Origin of the sequence: Microcoleus sp. PH2017_12_PCY_D_A (assembly GCF_020738565.1) — a bacterium.
Taxonomy (GTDB): Bacteria; Cyanobacteriota; Cyanobacteriia; order Cyanobacteriales; family Microcoleaceae; genus Microcoleus.
In genome coordinates this window covers 2,351-22,807 of the sequence record NZ_JAEQCI010000108.1, presented here as the reverse complement: position 1 = coordinate 22,807, position 20,457 = coordinate 2,351, and the positions used below count along the sequence as shown (strand labels likewise).

24 protein-coding genes and 1 tRNA gene are annotated in these 20,457 nt (G+C 45.5%); 17 read left to right on the top strand and 8 right to left on the bottom strand.

Features of this window, described 5'->3' with window-relative positions; genetic code table 11:
* From JGK39_RS26145 to JGK39_RS26090, 12 genes are all read left to right on the top strand, one after another.
* Window positions 1–502 (top strand): hypothetical protein (locus JGK39_RS26145; RefSeq protein WP_293322468.1); only part of this gene is annotated, 502 nt, incomplete at its 5' end.
* A gap of 3 nt (window positions 503–505) precedes the next feature.
* On the top strand, window positions 506–829 hold the full coding sequence (locus JGK39_RS26140) for a hypothetical protein (protein ID WP_293322465.1): 324 nt from the start codon (window positions 506–508) through the stop codon (window positions 827–829).
* Between the two features lie 291 nt (window positions 830–1,120).
* Entirely contained in the window at window positions 1,121–2,245 is a 1,125-nt protein-coding gene (locus JGK39_RS26135; RefSeq protein ID WP_293322462.1) for a transposase, read from the top strand.
* Window positions 2,246–2,748: 503 nt separating this feature from the next.
* Window positions 2,749–4,383, top strand: a complete 1,635-nt coding sequence (locus JGK39_RS26130; protein ID WP_293259102.1) for a hypothetical protein — start codon at window positions 2,749–2,751, stop codon at window positions 4,381–4,383.
* 133 nt (window positions 4,384–4,516) lie between these two features.
* Window positions 4,517–4,765, top strand: coding sequence for a hypothetical protein (locus tag JGK39_RS26125; RefSeq protein WP_293297848.1), 249 nt, complete (start codon window positions 4,517–4,519; stop codon window positions 4,763–4,765).
* Window positions 4,766–4,781: 16 nt separating this feature from the next.
* The gene (locus JGK39_RS26120; RefSeq protein ID WP_293297846.1) at window positions 4,782–5,138 is read left to right on the top strand and encodes a type II toxin-antitoxin system PemK/MazF family toxin; all 357 of its coding nucleotides are present in this window, start codon (window positions 4,782–4,784) and stop codon (window positions 5,136–5,138) included.
* Window positions 5,139–5,199: 61 nt separating this feature from the next.
* Entirely contained in the window at window positions 5,200–6,636 is a 1,437-nt protein-coding gene (gene zds / locus JGK39_RS26115) for a 9,9'-di-cis-zeta-carotene desaturase (RefSeq protein WP_293297844.1), read from the top strand.
* A gap of 265 nt (window positions 6,637–6,901) precedes the next feature.
* Entirely contained in the window at window positions 6,902–7,348 is a 447-nt protein-coding gene (locus JGK39_RS26110) for an SRPBCC family protein (RefSeq protein WP_293192313.1), read from the top strand.
* A gap of 221 nt (window positions 7,349–7,569) precedes the next feature.
* Window positions 7,570–9,567, top strand: a complete 1,998-nt coding sequence (locus tag JGK39_RS26105) for a serine/threonine-protein kinase (RefSeq protein ID WP_293297841.1) — start codon at window positions 7,570–7,572, stop codon at window positions 9,565–9,567.
* 83 nt (window positions 9,568–9,650) lie between these two features.
* A tRNA-Val gene (locus JGK39_RS26100) sits at window positions 9,651–9,724 on the top strand.
* Between the two features lie 234 nt (window positions 9,725–9,958).
* Window positions 9,959–11,389, top strand: coding sequence for an ATP-binding protein (locus tag JGK39_RS26095; RefSeq protein WP_293297838.1), 1,431 nt, complete (start codon window positions 9,959–9,961; stop codon window positions 11,387–11,389).
* Window positions 11,386–12,372, top strand: a complete 987-nt coding sequence (locus JGK39_RS26090; protein ID WP_293261379.1) for an O-methyltransferase — start codon at window positions 11,386–11,388, stop codon at window positions 12,370–12,372. Before JGK39_RS26095 ends, JGK39_RS26090 begins: the two co-directional genes overlap by 4 nt.
* A 122-nt stretch (window positions 12,373–12,494) precedes the next feature.
* Here the strand turns inward: JGK39_RS26090 and JGK39_RS26085 are convergent, their stop codons facing one another.
* From JGK39_RS26085 to JGK39_RS26070, 4 genes are all read right to left on the bottom strand, one after another.
* Window positions 12,495–12,944, bottom strand: a complete 450-nt coding sequence (locus tag JGK39_RS26085) for a hypothetical protein (RefSeq protein ID WP_293261376.1) — start codon at window positions 12,942–12,944, stop codon at window positions 12,495–12,497.
* Window positions 12,934–13,170 (bottom strand): hypothetical protein, encoded by a 237-nt coding sequence (locus JGK39_RS26080; RefSeq protein ID WP_293261373.1) that lies wholly within the window; start codon window positions 13,168–13,170, stop codon window positions 12,934–12,936. Before JGK39_RS26080 ends, JGK39_RS26085 begins: the two co-directional genes overlap by 11 nt.
* Before the next feature lie 265 nt (window positions 13,171–13,435).
* Window positions 13,436–13,663 (bottom strand): hypothetical protein, encoded by a 228-nt coding sequence (locus JGK39_RS26075; protein WP_293261370.1) that lies wholly within the window; start codon window positions 13,661–13,663, stop codon window positions 13,436–13,438.
* On the bottom strand, window positions 13,605–14,603 hold the full coding sequence (locus JGK39_RS26070; protein ID WP_293261367.1) for a hypothetical protein: 999 nt from the start codon (window positions 14,601–14,603) through the stop codon (window positions 13,605–13,607). The genes JGK39_RS26075 and JGK39_RS26070 overlap by 59 nt, the downstream gene beginning before the upstream one ends.
* A gap of 360 nt (window positions 14,604–14,963) precedes the next feature.
* Between JGK39_RS26070 and JGK39_RS26065 the strand changes: the two genes are divergently transcribed.
* From JGK39_RS26065 to JGK39_RS26055, 3 genes are all read left to right on the top strand, one after another.
* Window positions 14,964–15,245: a helix-turn-helix transcriptional regulator gene (locus JGK39_RS26065; RefSeq protein WP_293261364.1), complete on the top strand. Its 282-nt coding sequence runs from the start codon at window positions 14,964–14,966 to the stop codon at window positions 15,243–15,245.
* A gap of 233 nt (window positions 15,246–15,478) precedes the next feature.
* A complete protein-coding gene (locus JGK39_RS26060) occupies window positions 15,479–15,760 on the top strand; it encodes a helix-turn-helix transcriptional regulator (RefSeq protein ID WP_293261361.1) in 282 nt (93 codons plus the stop codon).
* Window positions 15,761–15,995: 235 nt separating this feature from the next.
* Window positions 15,996–16,268, top strand: a complete 273-nt coding sequence (locus JGK39_RS26055; RefSeq protein ID WP_293261358.1) for a helix-turn-helix transcriptional regulator — start codon at window positions 15,996–15,998, stop codon at window positions 16,266–16,268.
* 120 nt (window positions 16,269–16,388) lie between these two features.
* On the opposite strand, the gene arfB is transcribed toward JGK39_RS26055, so the two are convergent.
* Complete coding sequence (arfB, locus tag JGK39_RS26050) at window positions 16,389–16,802, bottom strand: alternative ribosome rescue aminoacyl-tRNA hydrolase ArfB (protein WP_293261355.1); 414 nt, start codon at window positions 16,800–16,802, stop codon at window positions 16,389–16,391.
* 3 nt (window positions 16,803–16,805) lie between these two features.
* Complete coding sequence (locus tag JGK39_RS26045) at window positions 16,806–17,276, bottom strand: restriction endonuclease (protein WP_293297835.1); 471 nt, start codon at window positions 17,274–17,276, stop codon at window positions 16,806–16,808.
* A gap of 82 nt (window positions 17,277–17,358) precedes the next feature.
* Here JGK39_RS26045 and JGK39_RS26040 point away from each other — a divergent pair, with 82 nt between their 5' ends.
* Window positions 17,359–17,634, top strand: coding sequence for a hypothetical protein (locus JGK39_RS26040; RefSeq protein WP_293261349.1), 276 nt, complete (start codon window positions 17,359–17,361; stop codon window positions 17,632–17,634).
* An 88-nt stretch (window positions 17,635–17,722) separates the two neighbouring features.
* Here JGK39_RS26040 and gnd read toward each other — a convergent pair whose 3' ends face one another.
* Window positions 17,723–19,177, bottom strand: coding sequence for a decarboxylating NADP(+)-dependent phosphogluconate dehydrogenase (gnd, locus tag JGK39_RS26035; RefSeq protein WP_293261346.1), 1,455 nt, complete (start codon window positions 19,175–19,177; stop codon window positions 17,723–17,725).
* Window positions 19,178–19,803: 626 nt separating this feature from the next.
* On the opposite strand from gnd, the gene JGK39_RS26030 reads away from it, so the two are divergent.
* Window positions 19,804–20,226 (top strand): hypothetical protein, encoded by a 423-nt coding sequence (locus tag JGK39_RS26030; RefSeq protein WP_293261343.1) that lies wholly within the window; start codon window positions 19,804–19,806, stop codon window positions 20,224–20,226.
* Window positions 20,227–20,252: 26 nt separating this feature from the next.
* Here the strand turns inward: JGK39_RS26030 and JGK39_RS26025 are convergent.
* Window positions 20,253–20,457 (bottom strand): hypothetical protein (locus JGK39_RS26025; protein ID WP_293261340.1); only part of this gene is annotated, 205 nt, incomplete at its 5' end.

The following is a 20,457-nucleotide window of genomic DNA, read 5'->3' as shown; positions in this document are numbered from 1 at the left end:
ACTTGACGAACTTCGGGCCCAGCTAGCTGCAGCTCGCGCTCAAATTGAAGAACTTCAACAGGCTAATGACGAGATGCGCGATCGCATTCGCAGTCAGTCTGAGATAATTAATAGAGCCAAGGATATTACGCCTTTTTCTCGCCCGAGTTTTTCTAGGGTGAAGGCTCTTGCCCGGGCTGCTTTCCTCGATTTGTCTAAAGCTCCTGGCGGCGGTTGGCTCCTTAGCATGGGTTCAAGAGTTCGCGAGTTCAAAACGCTGGTTCAGATTTGGGATATTCTTTGTTTGGAGGATTGGAATTTAGAAGATTTGTTGGGGGATTATTTAGTTTCTAAATACCCTCTCAAAAAAATTGTTCCTGTTTTGACCAAGTTTTGGAATGGGTTTAGAATTTGTGTCTACGGCAATTTAGTTGCTGATGTCTACGGCGATTTAGTTTCTGATGACATCTTGTCTCAGGCTCAGAATTCTTTTGAGACTTGGAATCATTGTCTTTCTGGATAAGCTATGAAAACTACAAAGATTGGGTTTGGTGTTAATAATTATGAAAATTTTCGCATTTACATTGAAGCAGACTTAGAGCCTGACGAAGATTGTACTTTGGCTTTAGACTTCCTTCGCACTCGGGTTGCTGATGAGATAGGTTTTCCTCAGTATTATCTTGATTTTTGGTTAATTACTTTTCCTCTTCTGACCTTCCCGATATTGGCACTATTGTTACAGGCGTTCAAATTCCTCAAATTAATTTTGGCGATGGGGATGATGATAGTGATGATGGTGATGATGGTGATTGTTTTGAGTCAGATTCATTTGAAGGTTAACATTTTTTAAATTTTAACGCCTGATGATATCGCTTGTGACTCGGCGATTGAAACTCTCCTTAAAAAAGGGGAGTCGCGGTTTGAGTCTAAATCAACCGTCAGTTAGTCAGGTTGTGACTTAGGGCTTTTACAGGGAAACAAGCTGTTAGGGCTTTTACTTCTTCATAAGCTCGGTTGTTACTTGACTGATTGTTTTTTCCTGCGCTAATTTATAGCTTTGAGAGTGAATTAGGCTCGTGCGGCCTTTGGGTGATTCATAAGCTTTGCTGCGGGGATTTAGAAAAATTATCACCTGTAAAAAATGATGCAAATTATTGGTCTTGATATTAGCAAGGCTTCAGTTTCTGCTTGCTTATTATTGGAAAAACCAACCGAACCTCGGCAATTTTACTACGATTCTGATTTTTATAAGTTTGATGCAACCGCTGCTGGGATTAGTGGATTATTGGCTTTAATTGGTGACATTCCTACAGTTGCAGTGATGGAACCTACGGGTGTTAATTATTCTCGGCTTTGGGGAACTCAGCTTGCTCGGGCCGGTGTAGAAGTTCGGCTTGTCGGTCACAAGGAACTGCGATCGTTTCGGGAGCACCACCTCGGACTTCCAGATAAAGATGATGATGCAGATGCTTTGGCTCTGGCGATTTATGGGTGGGACTATTTTGATGTTCCCCGTCGGTTCGTGCAAGTACGATCGCAAACTGTTGTGGAGATTCGCCGTTTAGTTTTGCGTCTTGCTCATCTCAACCGCGTGCAGTCACCGATTATTAATCGAGCTCGTCAAGATTTAGCGTGGCAATTTCCAGAAGCGGCGTTAGTGCGATCGGTGCGATCGGGTGAAAGAGTGCCGCTGTTGTGGGGGTGGTTGTGCGGCCAGCGCCAATCGGTCAAGTACGATTTAATGTTGGAAAAGTCGATTGGGCTTGGGATAACCGATGAATTGCGTCGCCACGCTGCTAGAATTTGCGATCTCCAGCGCGAGGAGATGCTTTTAGAATTTCAGCTATCAAAGTTAGTCAGCCAGCCGCAGTTTTTGCCGTACCGCAAAGTTTTTGCTCGATTTGGCTTTGGTCGCAGAGTTGAGGCGCTGTTGCTTTCTCAGATTTATCCTTTTGAGAATTACCTTGGTGCTGATGGCAAACCTGAGGTGAAAATTCGCAAGGGTCGCAAATCTGGCAAGCCGACTAAACGACATTTGTCATTGCGCCGGTTTATGAAAGCGCTCGGCTGCGCGCCTTCTCAGGAAAGCAGCGGCGATTTGCAAAAATCTAGGGTTGTTGGTGGCAGTGATTTGTGCCGCAAGGCGCTTTGGCAGTGGGTTTTTACTCGGATTGAGCCTTCTCGTTGTCGTCTTAAAAATGATATTGGCGATCGGTTGGGGGCAATTATTGATGCTGAGCAGTTAAGTTACTGTTCAGGGAGCTAGTGCGCGAGCTTGTTCAATCTAAAATCTAATTTTCAGCGGGATTTTTCCGAAGTTCGGCTAGTAAGTTTGGTCGGAGTGTATAGATTTTGGCCGAACTTTGGAAAAATAGCCGCAATCCCGCCCGGAAGGGCAACCCACAACTTTTGTTTAGTTGTTAGAGTGAAGAAGTCATTGGGCATAGGGCATGGGGCATGGGGCATGGGGCATAGGGCATGGGGCATGGGGCATGGGGCATGGGGCATGGGGCACAGAGGTCATCGGTCAAACAGGTCATCGGTCATTAGGAAGAAGGTAGAAGGGTTTGGGGAATTAAGAAAGTCCTCACCGTCAGGGGGGTTGCGATCGATGCTGAACGCACAATAATTTTTAGCCTGAAAAAATTAATTCCCGCAGCGCCTCGTGCCCGAGCTTGATGTCCTCTCTCCCTATAGGGTTTATGATTGAGAAGCAGCGGTTGACCCTTTGTGGCACCGCAACAATGCTTCACCCAACGGGCTTACTCTATGGCAGCGCTGAATCGCTCTACTCTTCGTCGGCTACAAAACTTACCTCAAATTCCCAGCGTGTGGGAGGGCGACCGCCGACCGTTATCTAATGCTGACTCGCACATGATGCTAGAGGACGACGACGATCCAGAAGCCGGTGGCGAGTGCATTCTCTGGGTGGACGGCTCTGAAGGCGTCGTGAGGGCTATGGACATGGTAGGCCCAGATGCCGGCCCAGAGGCGATCGTCCGGGCTCTGCTGCGGGCAATGGAACATCCCCAAAGTCCGGCCCCCGCAGTCCGCCCCCAAAAAATCGTAGTCAAAAACCGAGAAATTCAATTTTATCTCCGGGGCGTACTTCAAGATTTAGGCATTTCCATTGACTACGTGCCGGAATTGCCCTTAATTGATGAAATATTTCGGGGAATGGAAGAGGTGGCTGTCAATCGGCCTCCCGAGTTGCCGCCTCAGTACGCTGACGTTCTCATGGAAAAAGCTGCTCAAATTTGGCACGATGCTCCGTGGCGGAGTTTGAGCGAACATCAAATTATATCTATTGAAATCAATCAGTGGGATGTCGCCAGCCTCTACGTGTCCGTATTGGGTCAAGGCAGAATGGATTACGGAGTTTTGCTGTACCGATCTTTAGAATCCTTGAAGCGGTTTCGAGAGCGAGTCGTCAACGATGACTCTTTTGAAGATTTAGAACAGGCTTTTTTAGGGCAAGACTGTTTGTTTCTCACCTTTGAAAGTGCCGCCGAGCTTGATGAGGATGACGATGACGAAATTGATTTAGCCGATTTGCCTCCATCGGAAATTGAACCGAATTTTGGCAACCTCCATCCTTTAGAAGGATTGCGATCGATTCTTTACGAAGAAGAAGCCCTGACAATGTTAGTTGCTCTCGAAGCATTCCACCGCTTTTTCCGCAACGGCCGCCGGAAATTGGCAGCAGACACATTTCCCGCTCTCAACAGCCGCTACCGCATCCCTGTTCCGCAGTCGGACGGAGAAATTCAACAGGTATCGGTTAAAGTTTCGACGATGCCTGAGGTGTCCGACGAATTATTACAGATGCTCGGTGATGACGATGACGATGATGAATTTGAAATGCCACGGCTGCGGGACGATTTGGTGCCGCAAAATTCATTTTTGAGTCTGGGTGCCGTACCTTGGGAAACGGTAGAGTTTCTACGCGGAAGTGTCCAGTTTCACGAAGGTGCAGAAGTCGATATTAATACCGCCGGGGATGGTTTGCCTGTAGTGATGATTCAAACTTCCAATCCCAAGGCTAAAACTATGATTCAAGATTTGAAAGAAGCTGGAGGGGTGAAGGCAATTTGTTTTAATCCGGGCGAAGATCCTTTTCAAGACGAGCAATACGACTTGGGTATTTTGCAAACAAAAAATGGGGAACTGTATTTGTTTGGGGAGTTTAATGAAAACGACCCGGTGCATCAAGAAGCTCGCAAAAAGTGGGAACGCCGCTGTAAATCAACGAACGGTTGGTGCGGTTTGGTGATTGCTAAAGGCTTGATGGGTGCTTCTCGCGGTCAGCCTCAGTTTAAGGATATGGTCGCTTTGTTTGAGGTGCGCTGGGTTTCTCCTAAAGACTTAGGAATTGGGCCACTTCAGTTGATGCCGATGTTTTGAAGGAAGGAAGAAGGAAGAAGGAAGAAGGAAGAAGGAAGAAGGAAGAAGGAAGAAGGAAGAAGGAAGAAGGAAGAAGTAAAAGTCATATGTAAGGTGCGCATTGCGCACCCTACTTGTTGAATTATTCAGGAGGATGATTGTGTCAAATTATACTCAAAAGCGAGAAGTGTTAGTGGCGCTTGATGCCGAATTCGCTGACAAAATAGACCAGCTTACTGATGATTGGACGGAGGCGATCGAACAAGCTCTCCGTCTTTGGTACGCTAAGCAAATAGAAGATAAGTTGCGGAAATTTTATCTCAACCGCAGTCAAGAAGATATTGACTTTGAAGAAGAATGGGCAACATTTGCCGAGGAACAAATGGAAGAAATTTTAATATAGGAAGGTCTTTGATACAATGACAGAAGCTTATCCGCAACAAGGCGAAGTTTATCTTGTGAGAGCTTTGCGAGCGATAGGAGATACCAAAAAACGTCCTGTTGCTGTCGTTTCCATAAATAGCCGCAATGAATTGAGCCGTACTGTACTGATTGTGCCTTTTACTAGCGATTTGAGCGGCGGGGAAACTCCGACTCGGATTTTGATTCCTGCGGGGGTAGGAGGGTTAGAATCGGACTCACTCGCTGTCTGCGAGCAAATTCTAGCAGTCCAAAAGACTTATATGGAACAAGGCTCTTACGGTGAAATTAGTGCGGATTTTTTGGCCAGAATTCAGAGAGGGGTGCAAGTGGCGATCGGCATTTACGCACTTTGAATGTTTCGGAAATACTAAAATTTGTTACAATCTGTAAAAATACTGGATAAGGAATTGTAAAATGCGGGTTGCGATCGCAGGTGCGGGACTGGCTGGAATGACCACAGCAGTCGATTTAGTGGATGCTGGCCACGAAGTAGAAATTTTTGAATCCCGCCCCTTTGTCGGCGGCAAAGTCGGCAGTTGGGTTGACCCCGACGGCAATCACGTCGAAATGGGTTTGCACGTCTTCTTCGGATGCTATTATAACTTATTTGCTCTAATGAAAAAAGTGGGAGCTTTTGACGATTTGCTCCTCAAAGATCACGTCCACACTTTTATCAATCGAGGTGGTGAAACTGGTTCTTTGGATTTTCGCTTTCCCGTGGGTGCTCCTCTGCACGGATTGAAGGCATTTTTCACTACATCCCAGCTAACCGTACAAGACAAAATTCAAAATGCGATCGCCCTGGGAACAAGCCCCATCGTCCGTGGTTTGATCGACTTTGACGGGGCCATGAAAACCATCCGCAATTTGGATAAAATTAGCTTTGCTGACTGGTTTCGCAGTCAAGGCGGCAACCAAAACTCGCTCAAAAGAATGTGGAACCCGATCGCCTACGCCCTGGGTTTTATCGACACCGAAAATATTTCTGCCCGGTGTATGTTGACAATCTTCCAATTCTTTGCATCCAAAACCGAAGCCTCTGTCATGCGGATGCTGGCCGGTTCTCCCAACGAATATTTGCACAAGCCAATTGTCGAATATTTGGAAAGCAAAGGAACCAAAATTTACACGCGGCGCAGAGTCCGAGAAATTCAGTTTCAAGAAGGCGCAGAAACGCGCGTGACAGGTTTGGTAGTAGCGAACGGCGAAACAGAAGAAACTATTACCGCAGACGCCTACGTTTTCGCCTGCGACGTGCCTGGAATTCAGAAAATATTGCCCCCAGCTTGGCGCAAGTGGTCGGAATTTGACAACATTTATAAGTTGGATGCGGTACCGGTTGCTACAGTACAATTGCGGTTCGACGGTTGGGTAACGGAATTGGAAGATGAAGCGCAGCGCAAACAGTTGAGCCGCGCTGTAGGCATCGATAATTTGCTATATTCAGCAGATGCAGATTTTTCCTGTTTTGCGGATTTGGCTCTGACAAGTCCCAAGGATTATTATAAAGAAGGACAAGGTTCTCTGTTGCAGTTGGTGCTGACACCGGGCGATCCGTTTATCAAACAAAGCAATGAGGCGATCGCCCAACACGTACTCAAGCAAGTTCAGGATTTATTCCCCTCAGCACGGGAACTAAACATGACTTGGTACAGTGTAGTTAAGCTAGCTCAATCTTTGTACCGCGAAGCCCCTGGAATGGATCTTTTCCGCCCCGCTCAAAAAACGCCGATCGCCAATTTCTTTCTAGCAGGAAGTTACACTCAGCAAGACTACATTGATAGCATGGAAGGAGCGACACTTTCAGGCCATCAAGCGGCTAAGGCAATTCTCGAAGCTTACGGGCATTAGTCAGCAGTCATTGGTCATTAGTCATTAGTCATTAGTCATTGGTCATTAGCTAACAACTGTGAAACTGTTGGATGATTAGGGCCTAGATCCCCCCTAGCCCCCCTTAAAAAGGGGGGAACCGGAAACTTTCTCTCGTTTCCAGGCTCTGCCGGGGAATGCCAATATTGAGGCTCTGCCTCCCGATATTCGAGAGTCTAAGCGAATTCCCTGTTTGGCCCATGCCCCATTCCCAATCTAAAATCTAAAATCTAAAATCTAAAATCCCATGACTGATTGGTTAGAACACAGCGTACAAGTAGAAGTGGCAATTCCTATCGAATTAGCCTGGGAACTTTGGTCAGATTTAGAGCAAATGCCGCGCTGGATGAAGTGGATAGAATCTGTTCGCGTTCTCGAAGAAGATCCAGAATTGTCTCGCTGGAAACTCGCAACGGGGGGGTTAGAATTTAGCTGGCTTTCTCGGATTCTGAAATTAGTGCCGAATCAGATAATTCAGTGGGAATCGGTAGACGGTTTGCCCAATCGGGGTGCGGTGCGGTTTTACGATCGCAAAAACAGCAGCATTGTCAAACTGACGGTGGCTTATGGAGTTCCCGGCTGGTTAGCAACATTGATGGACAATTCATTTGTAGGGCGAGTTGTTGAATCGACTATTCAGGCTGACTTGGAAAGGTTTAAAGAGTATGCTCTGAATGTTAAAGCTAGATCTTAAATGCTGCGGACTGAAGTCCTCACTACAAACCGGTTTGTAGTAAGGACTTCAGTCCTTTAATTTCTATTTGTAACGCGAGAGATAAGACTCGGCGGTTGAAACCGCGACTACACAAACGATGTCCGCCTCCGCGGACTTAGAAATAAAGGGGATATTTAAGTCGGATTTGGTATTGCCTCAGTATCATAGAAATATGCTGCTGATTGCTTCCCGGTTCAGTTATGAGTTATTGCCTAAACCCCGCCTGTCAAAACCCGCAAAATGCCGATCGAACTCAATTCTGCCTGAATTGTGGCACCAAACTGTTGCTCAGAGAGCGTTACCGTGCCATCAAACCCCTCGGGCGAGGCGGTTTCGGGCGTACTTTTTTAGCCGTAGACGAAGACAAACCCTCCAAACCGCGCTGTGCAATCAAACAATTTTTCCCCCTATCCCAAGGAACCAGCAGCGCCGAAAAAGCAGCAGAATTATTCAACCGAGAAGCAGTGCGGCTGGACGAATTGGGGAAACACCCGCAAATTCCCGAACTGCTGGCGCACTTTCAGCAGGAACGCTATCAGTATTTGGTGCAGGAATTTATAGAAGGTCAAAATTTACAGCAAGAATTGGCGGGGGCTGGGGTTTTTAGCGAAAATCAGATTCGTAGTTTGCTAAATGATTTATTGCCAGTATTAGAATTTGTACACTCGCGCAATGTAATTCACCGAGACATCAAACCACCAAATATTATCCGCCGCCGCGTTTCTCAAACTCCCATCATTTATACTTACCCAACATTAACCGGGGAATTAGTTTTAGTTGATTTTGGCGCTGCAAAACTTGTGGAGGGTTTGAGAGAAACAGGTACAGTAATCGGTTCGCCCGAATTCGTGGCGCCGGAACAAATTCGAGGCCAAGCGGTTTATGCCAGCGATTTGTACAGTTTGGGCGTAACTTGCATTTATTTGCTGACTCAAATATCTCCTTTTGATTTGTTCGATATCAACCAAGATGTTTGGGTTTGGCGAGATTTTTTGAAGGTTAAAGTCGATCGGAAATTAAGCCGCATCCTTGACAAAATGATCGAACCGAGTCTCAGTCGCCGCTACAAATCTGTCGCTGAAATACTCCAAGATTTGCAGCCGCAGCATTCGCCTGTGCAAATTCCCCCGACTCCGGTAGCTGCTGCAATTCCCGCGCCGCAGAGGATGCCTGCAGTGCAGAATGCCGTGCCCCCAACGGTTGCAGGCACTATTATACCTGTGCCGCCGATGCAGCGGGTTGTTCCCGCACGCGCGCCTACTTGGAGGTGCGTTCACACTCTGGTAGGGCATTCCCTGGCTGTTACATCGGTAGCTTTCAGTCCCGACGGCGCGACTTTAGCTAGCGGTAGCGAGGACAAGACGATCGAGATGTGGAAGTTGGACGCGGGTAAGCGGTGGTACACTCTCACTGGTCATACTGACTGGGTGACTTGCGTGGCGTTTAGTCCTGATGGTGCGACTTTGGCTAGCGGCGGCCGGGATAAAACTATTCAAATTTGGGATTTGAATAAGGGTAAGTGGTGGTACGCTTTGCGCGGCCATGAGGATCGGGTTTATGCTGTGGCCTTCAGTCCTGACGGTCAGGTTTTGGCGACGGGGAGTCGGGACAAGACTGTGCAATTGTGGAATTTGAATAAGGGTAGGCCGATGTCGGCTTTAAGCGGTCACGCCGGTGGAGTGGAGGCGGTGGCTTTTAGTCCCGGTGGGGAGTTTTTGGCTAGCGGTAGTCGGGATAAGAGTTTGCAGTTGTGGGATTGGCGAAACGGTCGATCGATTTGTACTCTGGCAGAGCACGGGGATTGGGTGCGGGCGATCGCATTTGCTGCGACTTCTTCCTCTATCTCCCCCCCTTCCCAAGGGGGGGCTGGGGGGGGATCGATTTTGGTTAGTGGGAGTCGGGACGGTACGGCGAAGCTGTGGCGGATAGATGCTGACGGGCGAGGTACGCTGCTGCGGAGTATGAGGGACAATTCTGGGGATGTTTTGTGTGTGGCGTTAAGCCCGGATGGTCGGGTTTTGGCGACGGGGAGTCGGGATGGTTCGATTTATTTGTGGGATGCTGCTACGGGGGGTTTGCTGGAACTTCTGACGGGGCACGGGGGGGAGGTTTTGTCGGTGGCGTTTGGTGCTGGTGGGGGGTGTTTGGCTAGCGGTGCGGGCGATCGAACTGTGAAGATTTGGCGGGTTGGGAATTAGGGCGGTGGCTGTGGGTGGCTTGAAAAATTTTATATTTATGCTTGACAGGCGATCTAATGTTCTGCTACATTGGTAATTCGTGAGGACGCATAGCTCAGTTGGTTAGAGCACTACGTTGACATCGTAGGGGTCACTGGTTCGAGTCCAGTTGTGTCCATCTTCTGAAGCCCGCTCTGGTAGCGGGTTTTGTAGTTTTTGGTGTTGGATTGTGTGGTAAGGGCGATCGATTCCTGAAAATCTGGTGAGTCTGTGATTCCTGTATGGTTATATCATATAGATAAGCAGTTGAATAGTCAGCTTAAATGTGTCGAATAATGCCTCATCTGCTATGCTTTGATATGACAAGGATAATTTTGAATTTGCTTAATACAAACCTAATAAAGGACTATATATGACATCAGCCAATGAGCAAGAATTGCCAAATACATTAAACGCATCACCTACAAAAAGCTTTTTTGTAGAGATGCTTACTCGTGATATTGAACTAGAAGATGCAATCCTAGATCTTTTAGATAATTGTATTGATGGAATACAACGAACTATTAAAGATCATCATTCTTCTGAGAAACCTTATGATTGTTTTTGGGCAAAACTAACTTTTTCAAATGAAAGTTTTACAATAGAGGATAATTGCGGTGGCATACCAATAGACGTAGCTCAAAATTACGCGTTTAGAATGGGAAGACCTAATAATGTCGATAATGATCTTTATACGATTGGAACTTATGGGATTGGGATGAAAAGATCGATTTTCAAAATGGGACGATCAAGTGAAGTAATATCAAAAACAAAAACTGATTCTTTTAAAGTTACTATTCATCCCGGCTGGTTAACAGATGATAATGATTGGCAGTTACCATTTGAAACAATTGAACCCGCTGTAGATAGCAATGGGACATCAATCAAAATAACTAACTTACATCCTAGCATTGTCAATATTTTTTCATCACCGCAATCTATCTTACATAATTCTTTAGTAAGCAAAATCTCTCATTATTACAGTTATATCCTTCACAAAGGTTTCACCGTTTGGATCAACGAAGTAAAAGTAACTCCGGAGCCTTTGAACCTTCTATGGGATGGGGCAGATCAGATAGGCAAGGAAAATACTATTGCACCATATCTTTATGAAATGGAGAAAGATGGAGTTGAGATTAAACTAGCAATTGGGTTTTATAGAGCTACGGCTAGTGAGGAAGAAGTAAATGATGAAATGGAGGGTAATAGGCGGAGTAGCGAAACCGCAGGTTGGACTATTGTTTGCAACGATCGTGTGGTACTGTACTGTGACAAAACTCGTTTGACAGGCTGGGGAGAGGAAACAGTTCCTAGTTACCATCCTCAATTTATTGCAATTTCAGGAGTTGTCTATTTTCGCAGTTCCGATGCAAGAAAGTTGCCCATTACAACCACTAAAAGGGGCATAGATGCATCTTCTGATATCTATTTATACGTCAAAGATTTTATGCGCGAAGGGCTTAAGATATTTACTTCACATACTAACAAGTGGAAAGCAAATCTTGTTGAAGAAAAGGAGAGAGTAGAAAAAGCTAAACTTATTGCTCCAAATGATCTGTTTAGAAAGATTCCATCTGATAATTGGACTCCAGTAAAGAATAGAACCTATGAAAGAAAGTATCTCCCTTCTTTACCTAAGCCATACCCTCAAAATGGGCAAGTAAGCAAAAAAAATATAAGATTTTCGCGAACGGTAAAGGACATAGAGATAGTTGCTAACTATTTATTTGAAGATTCCAATCGTGAACCTTCAGAGGTGGGAAATGAATGCTTTGAAAAAGTTTTAAGAGAGGCAAAACAATGACTGGTGCATCAATCCCTTACCATTTAAGACTTAATAAGGCTATCGATCGATATGCCTTTCTAGAATCACTTGCAAAAATAGATAGATATTGTAGTATTTCAAAGTATAAATATATAGGCTTTGGTGGACATTCTCTGGAGGACTTTAAATACATACATTCTAGATTTGGAATATGCAATATGATTTCAATCGAACAAGATATAGAAGTCTATAAACGGCAAATATTTAACCAACCGCATAACTGCATTGAGTGCCTTCAACAATCCAGTAGTCAGTTTATAAATGAATTTCAGAGAAGAGAAGAAACTATTATTTGGCTAGATTACGTTAGACCAAGTGAATTACTAAAGCAAATAGAGGAATTTCAAGATACTCTTAAGAAGCTGGATGCACTCGATATTATCAAAATTACCGTGAATGCTCATCCAGCATCTTATGTACCATCTCAGAAAGACATGAGTTCTTTTGATCTAAAAGATGCGAGAATCAATCATCTAAAAACAGTGTTAGGAGATATTTTTCCGTCGGCTGATGTGATACCAGATATGATGACAGAAAAGAACTTCCCAGAGGCGCTATGTCTGGTATTAAAGTATGCTGCTAACAAAGCAATGCAAGGGCAGCAAGATATTTATTTTCAACCTCTAACAGCTTTTTCGTATGCTGATGGGCAACAAATGCTTACAGTTACAGGAATCATACTTGAGCGAAATAAAATGCAAGAATTTTTTGATCAAACAAATATAGATAAATGGGAACTTAGTAACAGAGATTGGAAACCCCCGCAACGAATTAACGTACCAGACTTAACAATTAAAGAACGATTGCATATTGATTCTCGTTTGCCAAACTTTGAAGCAAAAACCATACAGGATGAGCTAGGTTTTTTGTTTGATTCAAAAGAAAAAGTATCGCTTGAGATGTTAGAAACTTATGTTCTTTTTTATCGCCAATCACCCTATTTTTCAAGGATACTTGTTTAGTAATAAATAAAAATTTAAAAAGGATTTTTAAATTTCATTCTCTCAGCGTCGAGCCGTTTAGGATGGCTGGCTAGTCACAGCCTTGGTCGATCGCCCACAGCTTACAATTTCAGTGGCAAAATTTACACCGGAGTTGTCGTTCGCTTTAAAACTTGTTGAACTACCCCATAATAATGAGGATTTTCTAACCCTTCTAATTCATGTTTAATATCTTCCCAATCCCCTAACTTACTTTTCCACATACCATCCTTTTCTTGTCTCGCAACGTGCTGAGGTTCACCGTTATACGTGTATATTGCTATCTTTTCAAAGCCCGGTTCAAGCTCGCGATTATCGCAACATTCATATCCAATAGTTTGATAAGCCTTAATAAAAGCGTCGAGTGTTAACTCTCTTGGCACACCATCGGGCCAGTATCCATCAGGATCTACCGGATCCCATCTACAGTCTTCTTCGCCAGCAGCGAAAGCAAAGCAATTATAATCTACAGTTGCTTGACTTGTGACTTCATATTCAGTACGCTCTAAATTAGGAAATCTCAAGATTTTACGGTAATCCAGCCTACCACTCATAACCGTGTTCTTTTCCCCATTCTATCCACGCTTGAGTCATAAGCTTCATTCGACCGCGCTGTTCAGGTTTTACCGGATTATCACCAGTAATTGCCCTCAACGCCCAAAACCAATGATCGGGTTTTTGTTCTAGATCGCGCAAAATCAACGGGACAACAGGCGGGCCCATACCAATAATTCTCTGGTAAGCTGCGTGCATTGACTTCTGTGTAACCAATGACAGCATCCTCGTTTCTCCACGCCATTCTTCGGCGAGGTTATTAAACTCCGCTTCTAGTTCGATCTTACTTTTAGTGGGGTATTTATAAGCAGTAATAACGAATTATCTCCCAAAAACGCGGGAACCTTAAACTTTGCCCCACAGTTGGGACATTCCGATCGCACTTTTAACCAATCCCGATACTAATCCCGTATCGCCCCAACATCCCCAAATCATGAGAAATCCCATCATCCAGTAGGGACACGACACAGCGCCGTGTCCTTAGCGTAGCTTATCGGCGACAGCCTTCCGCGATCGCCATTAACACAGCTTTCCGCACTTCAGGATGCGATTTTTCCAGCCCGTTAGCCCGAAAAATCCAGTGTCCGCCGCCCGCGTGCTCGATCGCAATCTTCTGTCCGTCCGGCAAAACTATTTGCCACCAATTCAACACAGTGGCTTTAATCAGTTGGCACTGAATCTGGCTCAATTGAGCTTCCATCAGTTTCAGTTGACGCATGATTGGATTTTGGGCAGATGACTTCATGATTTTTCTCGTTAAATGAATTAGACAGTTTTGTTGCGGGGATTTCAGTTTGCTTAGTTTTCAACTTAATTTCACTTTCTGCACTTTTAGCCTTAACCTTACCTTCCGAAATTTTCGCCTTCACCTCCCTTGTACCACCTTTTGCCTCAATTTTTACTCCAAAACCTTTAGATTTAACTTTGTCTTTAGCTGCCGTAGAAGTCGGTTCGGCTGCCGGCTTCTTAAACTGGGCGTCTAATTCGTCTAAAATCTGCTCCTGTTCGGGAGTGTGCTCTGCGGGCTGCTCCAAATTTCTGGGGTTGTATTCGTCAACCAGCCTGCCCAAAAATTCCGAAATTGACATTCCCGCTGCGGCTGCTTTTTTCGTTAAAAGAGCGTAGGTGTCCGTTTTGATCCGAATTTGTTTTAACCTGAGGTTGGGGTTGTTGTCAACTGTTTCGGCAATAGTGATTGCTGTAATCCTTTCTTTGGGGATGACATCCACAACTTCTTGCCACTTTTCCTGCAAAGCACAGTCGCCGTATTGGTCTGTGACTGCGTGTTTGAACAAAGGGACAACTTGAGCGACGCAGCTTGGCAAAATCTCAAATCCGGCTTTAATTAAGCGCAGGCAAATTGCAGCAGATTTGATAATTTGCGTGCAATAAAAATACTGTCTGCCTAAGGCTTGTTCGCAGTAACTTTTAAAGGTTTTGAACTTGCCTTTGTACAATCGCAGCTTTCGGATGGCGTCCAGCATGATCCCTTGCCGCACGTAGTCGAGGAATCCCCTTTTAATTTCGCCTGTCAGGTAGTCTAAATCGTGAAAGGGCGATTGATTCTGGATTTCTTCTTCAAAGTCTAGCAGGGGGCCTGCAAAGTGAAAGTTGGAGGCGACATCGCCTAGGTAGAAGTTGTCGGTAGATGTGGTCATGATCCGCAATGGTTCGAGAAAGGGAACGATAGCACGGAAGTTGGGCGATCGCAAAGTTGAATTTTTGGTCGGGATTTTTGGTACAATTTTGAGTTGGGTTGTGCTGTAGGTCGATCGACCTTTTACATCGCATCACCTCCGGCAGAGGTTAAGAGAAAGGGGCTTAAAGTATGCACTCAAACCCCAAAAATAGGCTTGGGTATGCCAGCACAATTGATAGACAGCACAAGTAAGGCGGTTATTAAAACCTGCACGTTTTGAACTTGAAGGCTCGCCAGCCGCCTTCTGCCATGTCCGTCACTTACAACTTTAGTTGGATAATCCTACTTTGTCAACTAAAATTGTATAACTTTAGTTTAAATGAATCAAGATATAGACTATCTCAAGCCAGAAACTATTCAAGAAGCTATCCAATTGGCTGAAGCTACCCAGGAACAACTAGCCCGAAACCTAGGAGTTTCTCTAAATACAGTGAATTCCTGGGTTAATTGTCGGAAAATGCCACGGGCGGATAATTTTTTCGCCCTATGCCGGGAGTTAAAGCTTTCGCCCAAAACTGTCGCTAGATTGCTAGGCATCGATATCTCCAACATCCCTGACGATATCCCTTTGGTAAAATCGCCCTCACGATCGGACAACTAACCCGCAGAGGTTAGTTCATGTTTAGGGAAAGGAGCTTGAGGTATGCGCCCAAGCCCCCAAAATACAAAGGGTATGCTAGTGCATAATTGATAGACACTACACATAAGGCGGTTCTTCAAACCTGCATTTTGACTGTTTGGCTCGCTGAGCCGCCTCTGTTGTGCCTACCAACATGAAGTTTACGTCTTATATAAGCTTTTGTCAAGACGTTTGCATCATGAATATTTCGTCCTATGATAGAAGAAGATTTACAGGAAAAGGAGAAGTCTCCATTGAGACTACTCAGAGAAAAAGCTGGACTAACACGCCCTCAAGTCAAAGAAAAAATCGGAATTTCCGAGCGAAGACAAGCTGACTGGGAATTAGGCAAGGCTCTGCCTAACGCTGAAAACATACTTGCTATGGCTAACCTGTACCAAGTTTCTCTAAAAACTATGTTTGAGCTTTTAGGATTAGACGTAACCAAAATTCCCGATGACTTACCAAGTCGCGATCGAGGGCGATCGGACAACTAACCCGCAGGGGTTAGCCAATCTCTAGGGAAAGGGACTTGAGGTATGCGCCCAAGCCCCGAAAATACTAAGGGTTATGCAGGCATAATTGGTAGAAACTACAAATAAGGCAGCTCGCTAAACTAAAGCGTTTCCACCGTCCGGCTAAATGAGCCGCCTTTCTGTTGTCTCTATCTTAAACAAGGATACTTGTAACCTTCTGGTTTGTCAACAAGTTTGCTTGTAAATTTTCCGCGATATGCCCAGAAAGAAACAAACTCAAGAGTCGAAAAATATACCAGCACTCCAAATCTTGCGGGAGGCTGTTGGTTTATCGCAATCGGCTTTAGCAAAGCAAATTCCCGACAAAACGGGCGCAAAAACCCTAAGTCAACAAGCAATCAGTAACTGGGAGCGAGGCTTGGATGAACCAGAATTGACCATTGCTCAGATGAAAGCCCTTTGCAAAGCTCTCGGAAAAACGCTTAACGATTTACCTAACGATTTAGGGCCACCAAATCCTGACGGATAAAAAGTCCAAAAGGTCGATCGTAACTGGCACAACATAAGGTACGTAGTTGCGCTTGGGCGCTCTTTCCATATAATAAAGAGCGCCCAAGCGCAACTACGTACCAGGGAGCCCTTTGATTACTCAATCCGTAATTTTCCCTCTCAGAGCCTTAATCTGCCCCCGCTTGGTTTTGCTGTCGAGACGCTGGCGCTGGGAAGAGCGAGTTGCTTTGGTGGGTTTGCGCCTTTTCGGGATGACGATCGCACTTTTAATCAGTTCTTGCAGCCGTCTCAAAGCCTCCTCCCGGTTTTGTTCCTGGCTGCGGTGCTCCTGAGACTTGATGACAATCACGCCTTCGGAGGTGATGCGCCCATCGTTGAGTTGCAACAAACGCTGCTTGTAGCGATCGGGTAATGAAGAAGCGCCGATGTCAAAGCGCAGGTGAATAGCCGTTGCTACCTTATTGACATTTTGCCCGCCCGCGCCTTGGGAGCGAATGGCGCTAATCTCAATTTCGCGATCGGCAATAAATACTGTGTTGGAAATTTCTAGCATGATTCATTTACTATTCTTAGCTATCAGGATGAATTCGATGAGTTTTTTTCTATCCCATAACTCTATGTCGTTAGATTCAGCCAGGTTGTAAGCGTTTTCTGTAAATCTGTTGTTGGTGATGACTCTTCCTTTATTTCCTTTGTAATGTCTGACGGCTCCTGCTACTTCTTGAACTGCTTTAATCCCAACTGGGTTTTTGCTTCTTTTTGCTTGAACCACCGTTTTTAAGCCATCTTTGTACAAAATTAGATCGGCGCCATAATCTTGACTGTCTTGAGTTAAATTAACAATATAACCACAATTTCTAAAATGGACATCTAGAAATATTTCAAACTCTTTGCCAGTCATTGCATCCACTTCCAGAATACCGCTCTCTGATAAACGTTTTCTTGACTCTTCTTCTTTAAGTGTATCAAATACCAAGGCTGCAATATCACGTACAAGGGCAGCGGCTCTCACTATAAAAGGCTTCATAAAATTACACTTATTTTAAAGAGATGTTTATCATTTATACTACAAAGTGGCGAGATTGTTCGTAGAGACGAGGTTGAAGACTATGACGAAACCGCATGATATCAGAATAGAACAAGACCGGAGATTAGGAGAATTAATGGCGATCCTCTTCGAGGGCTTCGCTAACGCACGTCAGCGATTTCTCGATGCAGGCGGCGATCCCCGACACCCGCCATCAGGTTTAAAAGGCGATGATTACATGACAGACGCAGAAAGACAAGAAGCACTGACGATCGCCCGATCGCTCTTTAACGACAAATATATTAAAAGCTATCTCGAAAACAAACGTCAAAACAATTTGCAACCGCAGAGAAATTAGTAAGGTGCGCAGTGCGCACCCTACAAACATTAGTAAGGTGCGCTACAAACATTAGTAAGGTGCGCAGTGCGCACCCTACAAACATTAATTAATCAGTAGTTCCAGTTTGCAGCGACTCTTTAGCAGCCTGAGTCCACTCTGAGTGGAAGAATTCGCCGCGCGGTTTGTCGGTGCGCTCGTAGGTGTGAGCCCCGAAATAATCGCGCTGGGCTTGCGTTACGTTTTGCGGCAGTCGATCGCGCCGGTAGCTGTCGAAATAGTCCAGCGACGCGCTGAAGGCGGGTACAGCAATCCCGAGCAGGCTAGCCGTAGATAACACTTCCCGCCAAGCTGATTGGCGATCGAGAATGCTCTGTTTAAACTCCGGTGCTAACAGCAAATTCGGCAGCGCGGGATCGTCCTTGAAAGCTTTTTTAATCTTGTCCAAAAAGCCAGCCCGAATAATACAGCCGCCCTTCCAAATGCGGGAAATTTCGCTCAAATCCAGATTGTAATTATACGACTTAGAAGCTGCACTCAAAAGAGCCATTCCTTGCGCGTAAGAACAAATCTTTGAGCAGTAAAGCGCATCCCGAACTTTGTTCACAAACTCTTTAGTATCGCCCTCGTACTTAGCGCTCGGCCCAGTTATTTCATGAGAAGCTTTGACGCGCTCAGCCTTATAAGAAGACATGATTCTGGCATTCACAGCAGCAATAATTGTCGGAATACAAACGCCCAATTCCAAAGCACTCATCACCGTCCAGCGACCAGTACCTTTTTGGCCTGCTGCATCCATAATCACCTCAACTAAAGGTTGCTTAGTTTCCGGGTCAATGTATTTGAAAATATTAGCCGTAATTTCAATCAAAAACGAGTTGAGTTCGTCCGTGGTATTCCATTCTGCAAACACTTCCTGCAACTCTTGGCCGCTGAGTCCACCCACGTTTTTGAGCAAATCGTAGGCTTCCGCAATGAGCTGCATATCGCCGTACTCAATGCCGTTGTGAACCATCTTCACGTAGTGACCGGCGCCACCGGGGCCGATGAATGTGACGCAGGGGCCGTCATCTACTTGAGCCGCAATTTTGACAAGAATCGGCTCCAATTCCTTGTAGGCTGCTAGAGTGCCACCAGGCATCATGCTAGCGCCATTCAGTGCGCCTTCTTCGCCACCGCTGATGCCCATGCCGACAAATCCCAGTCCCGCTGCTTCTAAATCTTTGGTGCGGCGTTCGGTGTCGTCGTAGAGGGAGTTGCCGCCGTCAATAATCATGTCTTCGGGGTCTAGCATCGGTTTTAGCTGGTCAATTACCGCATCTACCGGTTTGCCAGCTTGTACCATAACTAAGATTCTGCGGGGGCGTTCTAGAGCTTCGACGAATTCCGCCAGAGTCTTGGTGGCTATGATGTTTTTGCCGGGGGCGCGTTTCGCCATGAATTCGTCTGTTTTCGCTGCTGTGCGGTTGTACACGGCTACGGAGAAGCCTCTGCTTTCGACGTTGAGGGCTAGGTTTTCGCCCATCACTGCTAGACCGATTAAACCAAAATTTTGCTTTGTCATCAGAAAAATGGGTAGAAACTCCGTCCTTGTAGGACGGCTTTATATTCCCTTTCGGGAAGGAGGGGTATGGTTGCCGAGGAGTGGAGATATGGTTGTCTCCAAAACTCCCTTGCGGGGTAAAGTTAGCTTCGCCAATGTTTTGAGAGCTTGTTAAACTTGCAGCACTGTTTCAGTGACCTTAAAACTGTTTAACTGCAAATGACAGGGCAGGGGACTAGCTACCCATCCCAGGGTGTCGTGACTCAAAAAACGTAGACCAAGGTAAGTCTGAGGCCCGTCAGAATGGCTGGCAAGAATTTCTTACAAGCCTCATGCCGTCGGGGCTGAGGTTCCTGACGCTAATAACCCGCTAGTTCCGTTTGAGGACGGATTTGGGAAAGAGGAAAGCGAGGCGGGGTTTAGCGCTTTCCGGTGGACTAAAAGTATTGGACAATAGACCGAGGTGGTTTAGGTTTATTTTTATATTGTAAGAATTGCTGTTTGGTAAATCAGTAGGGTTTTTTTAAGATTTAAGAATTATTAATGACGCGGGCAGGTGATGATAAGGCAGGTATTATGTCGATCGCAGTAACGGTAGATACAAACAAGCGGACATTTTGAGGAAAATTTAGGAGAGTGTTGTAATTATGGAAGATTTGCAGTATCTCGCGGCTTGGGTGAAGGAGCAGCACGCTCGCGAGTATATTTTGACTTGGCTGCTGAGTCAACAGGGGCTGTGGTGGTCGGATGGGGAGATTTATCAGGCGGTTTTGCAAAAGTCGGGAAAGCTGTTGAAGGCTTATGTTCAAAAAAGGCAAGCGGGAGAGTTATTTGAGGGCATTTCTGAGAAGTTGGTGGGAGATGAGAATTGGGATGATTTGGTGAGCAGTTTGGGGCGAATTGTTGCTGTTTATCAGGAGGAATTGGTAAAGTTGCAAGAGCGCGATATGCGGGGGGATGGGCTAAAAAAAAAGTCAATTAGCCAACCTGTGAGTGGGGATTCTCTGTCGGTGTTGGAGGTGCAGCAAGCTTTGCCCGATCCTTATGCAGATACGCTGACGGGGAGATAATTGCTCATCATTTTTGTGGATCGAGGCTAATCCCAGAAACCGGGTTTCTGCCGATATTTCTCGTACTCAACCGAAATTGTCGCAGAAACCCGGTTTCTCGCCACGCAGGGAATTTCAGAAACCGGGTTTCTTCCGATATTTTTCGTACTCAACCGAAATTGTCGCAGAAACCCGGTTTCTCGCCACTCACCTAATCCCAGAAACCGGGTTTCTGCCGATATTTTTCGTACT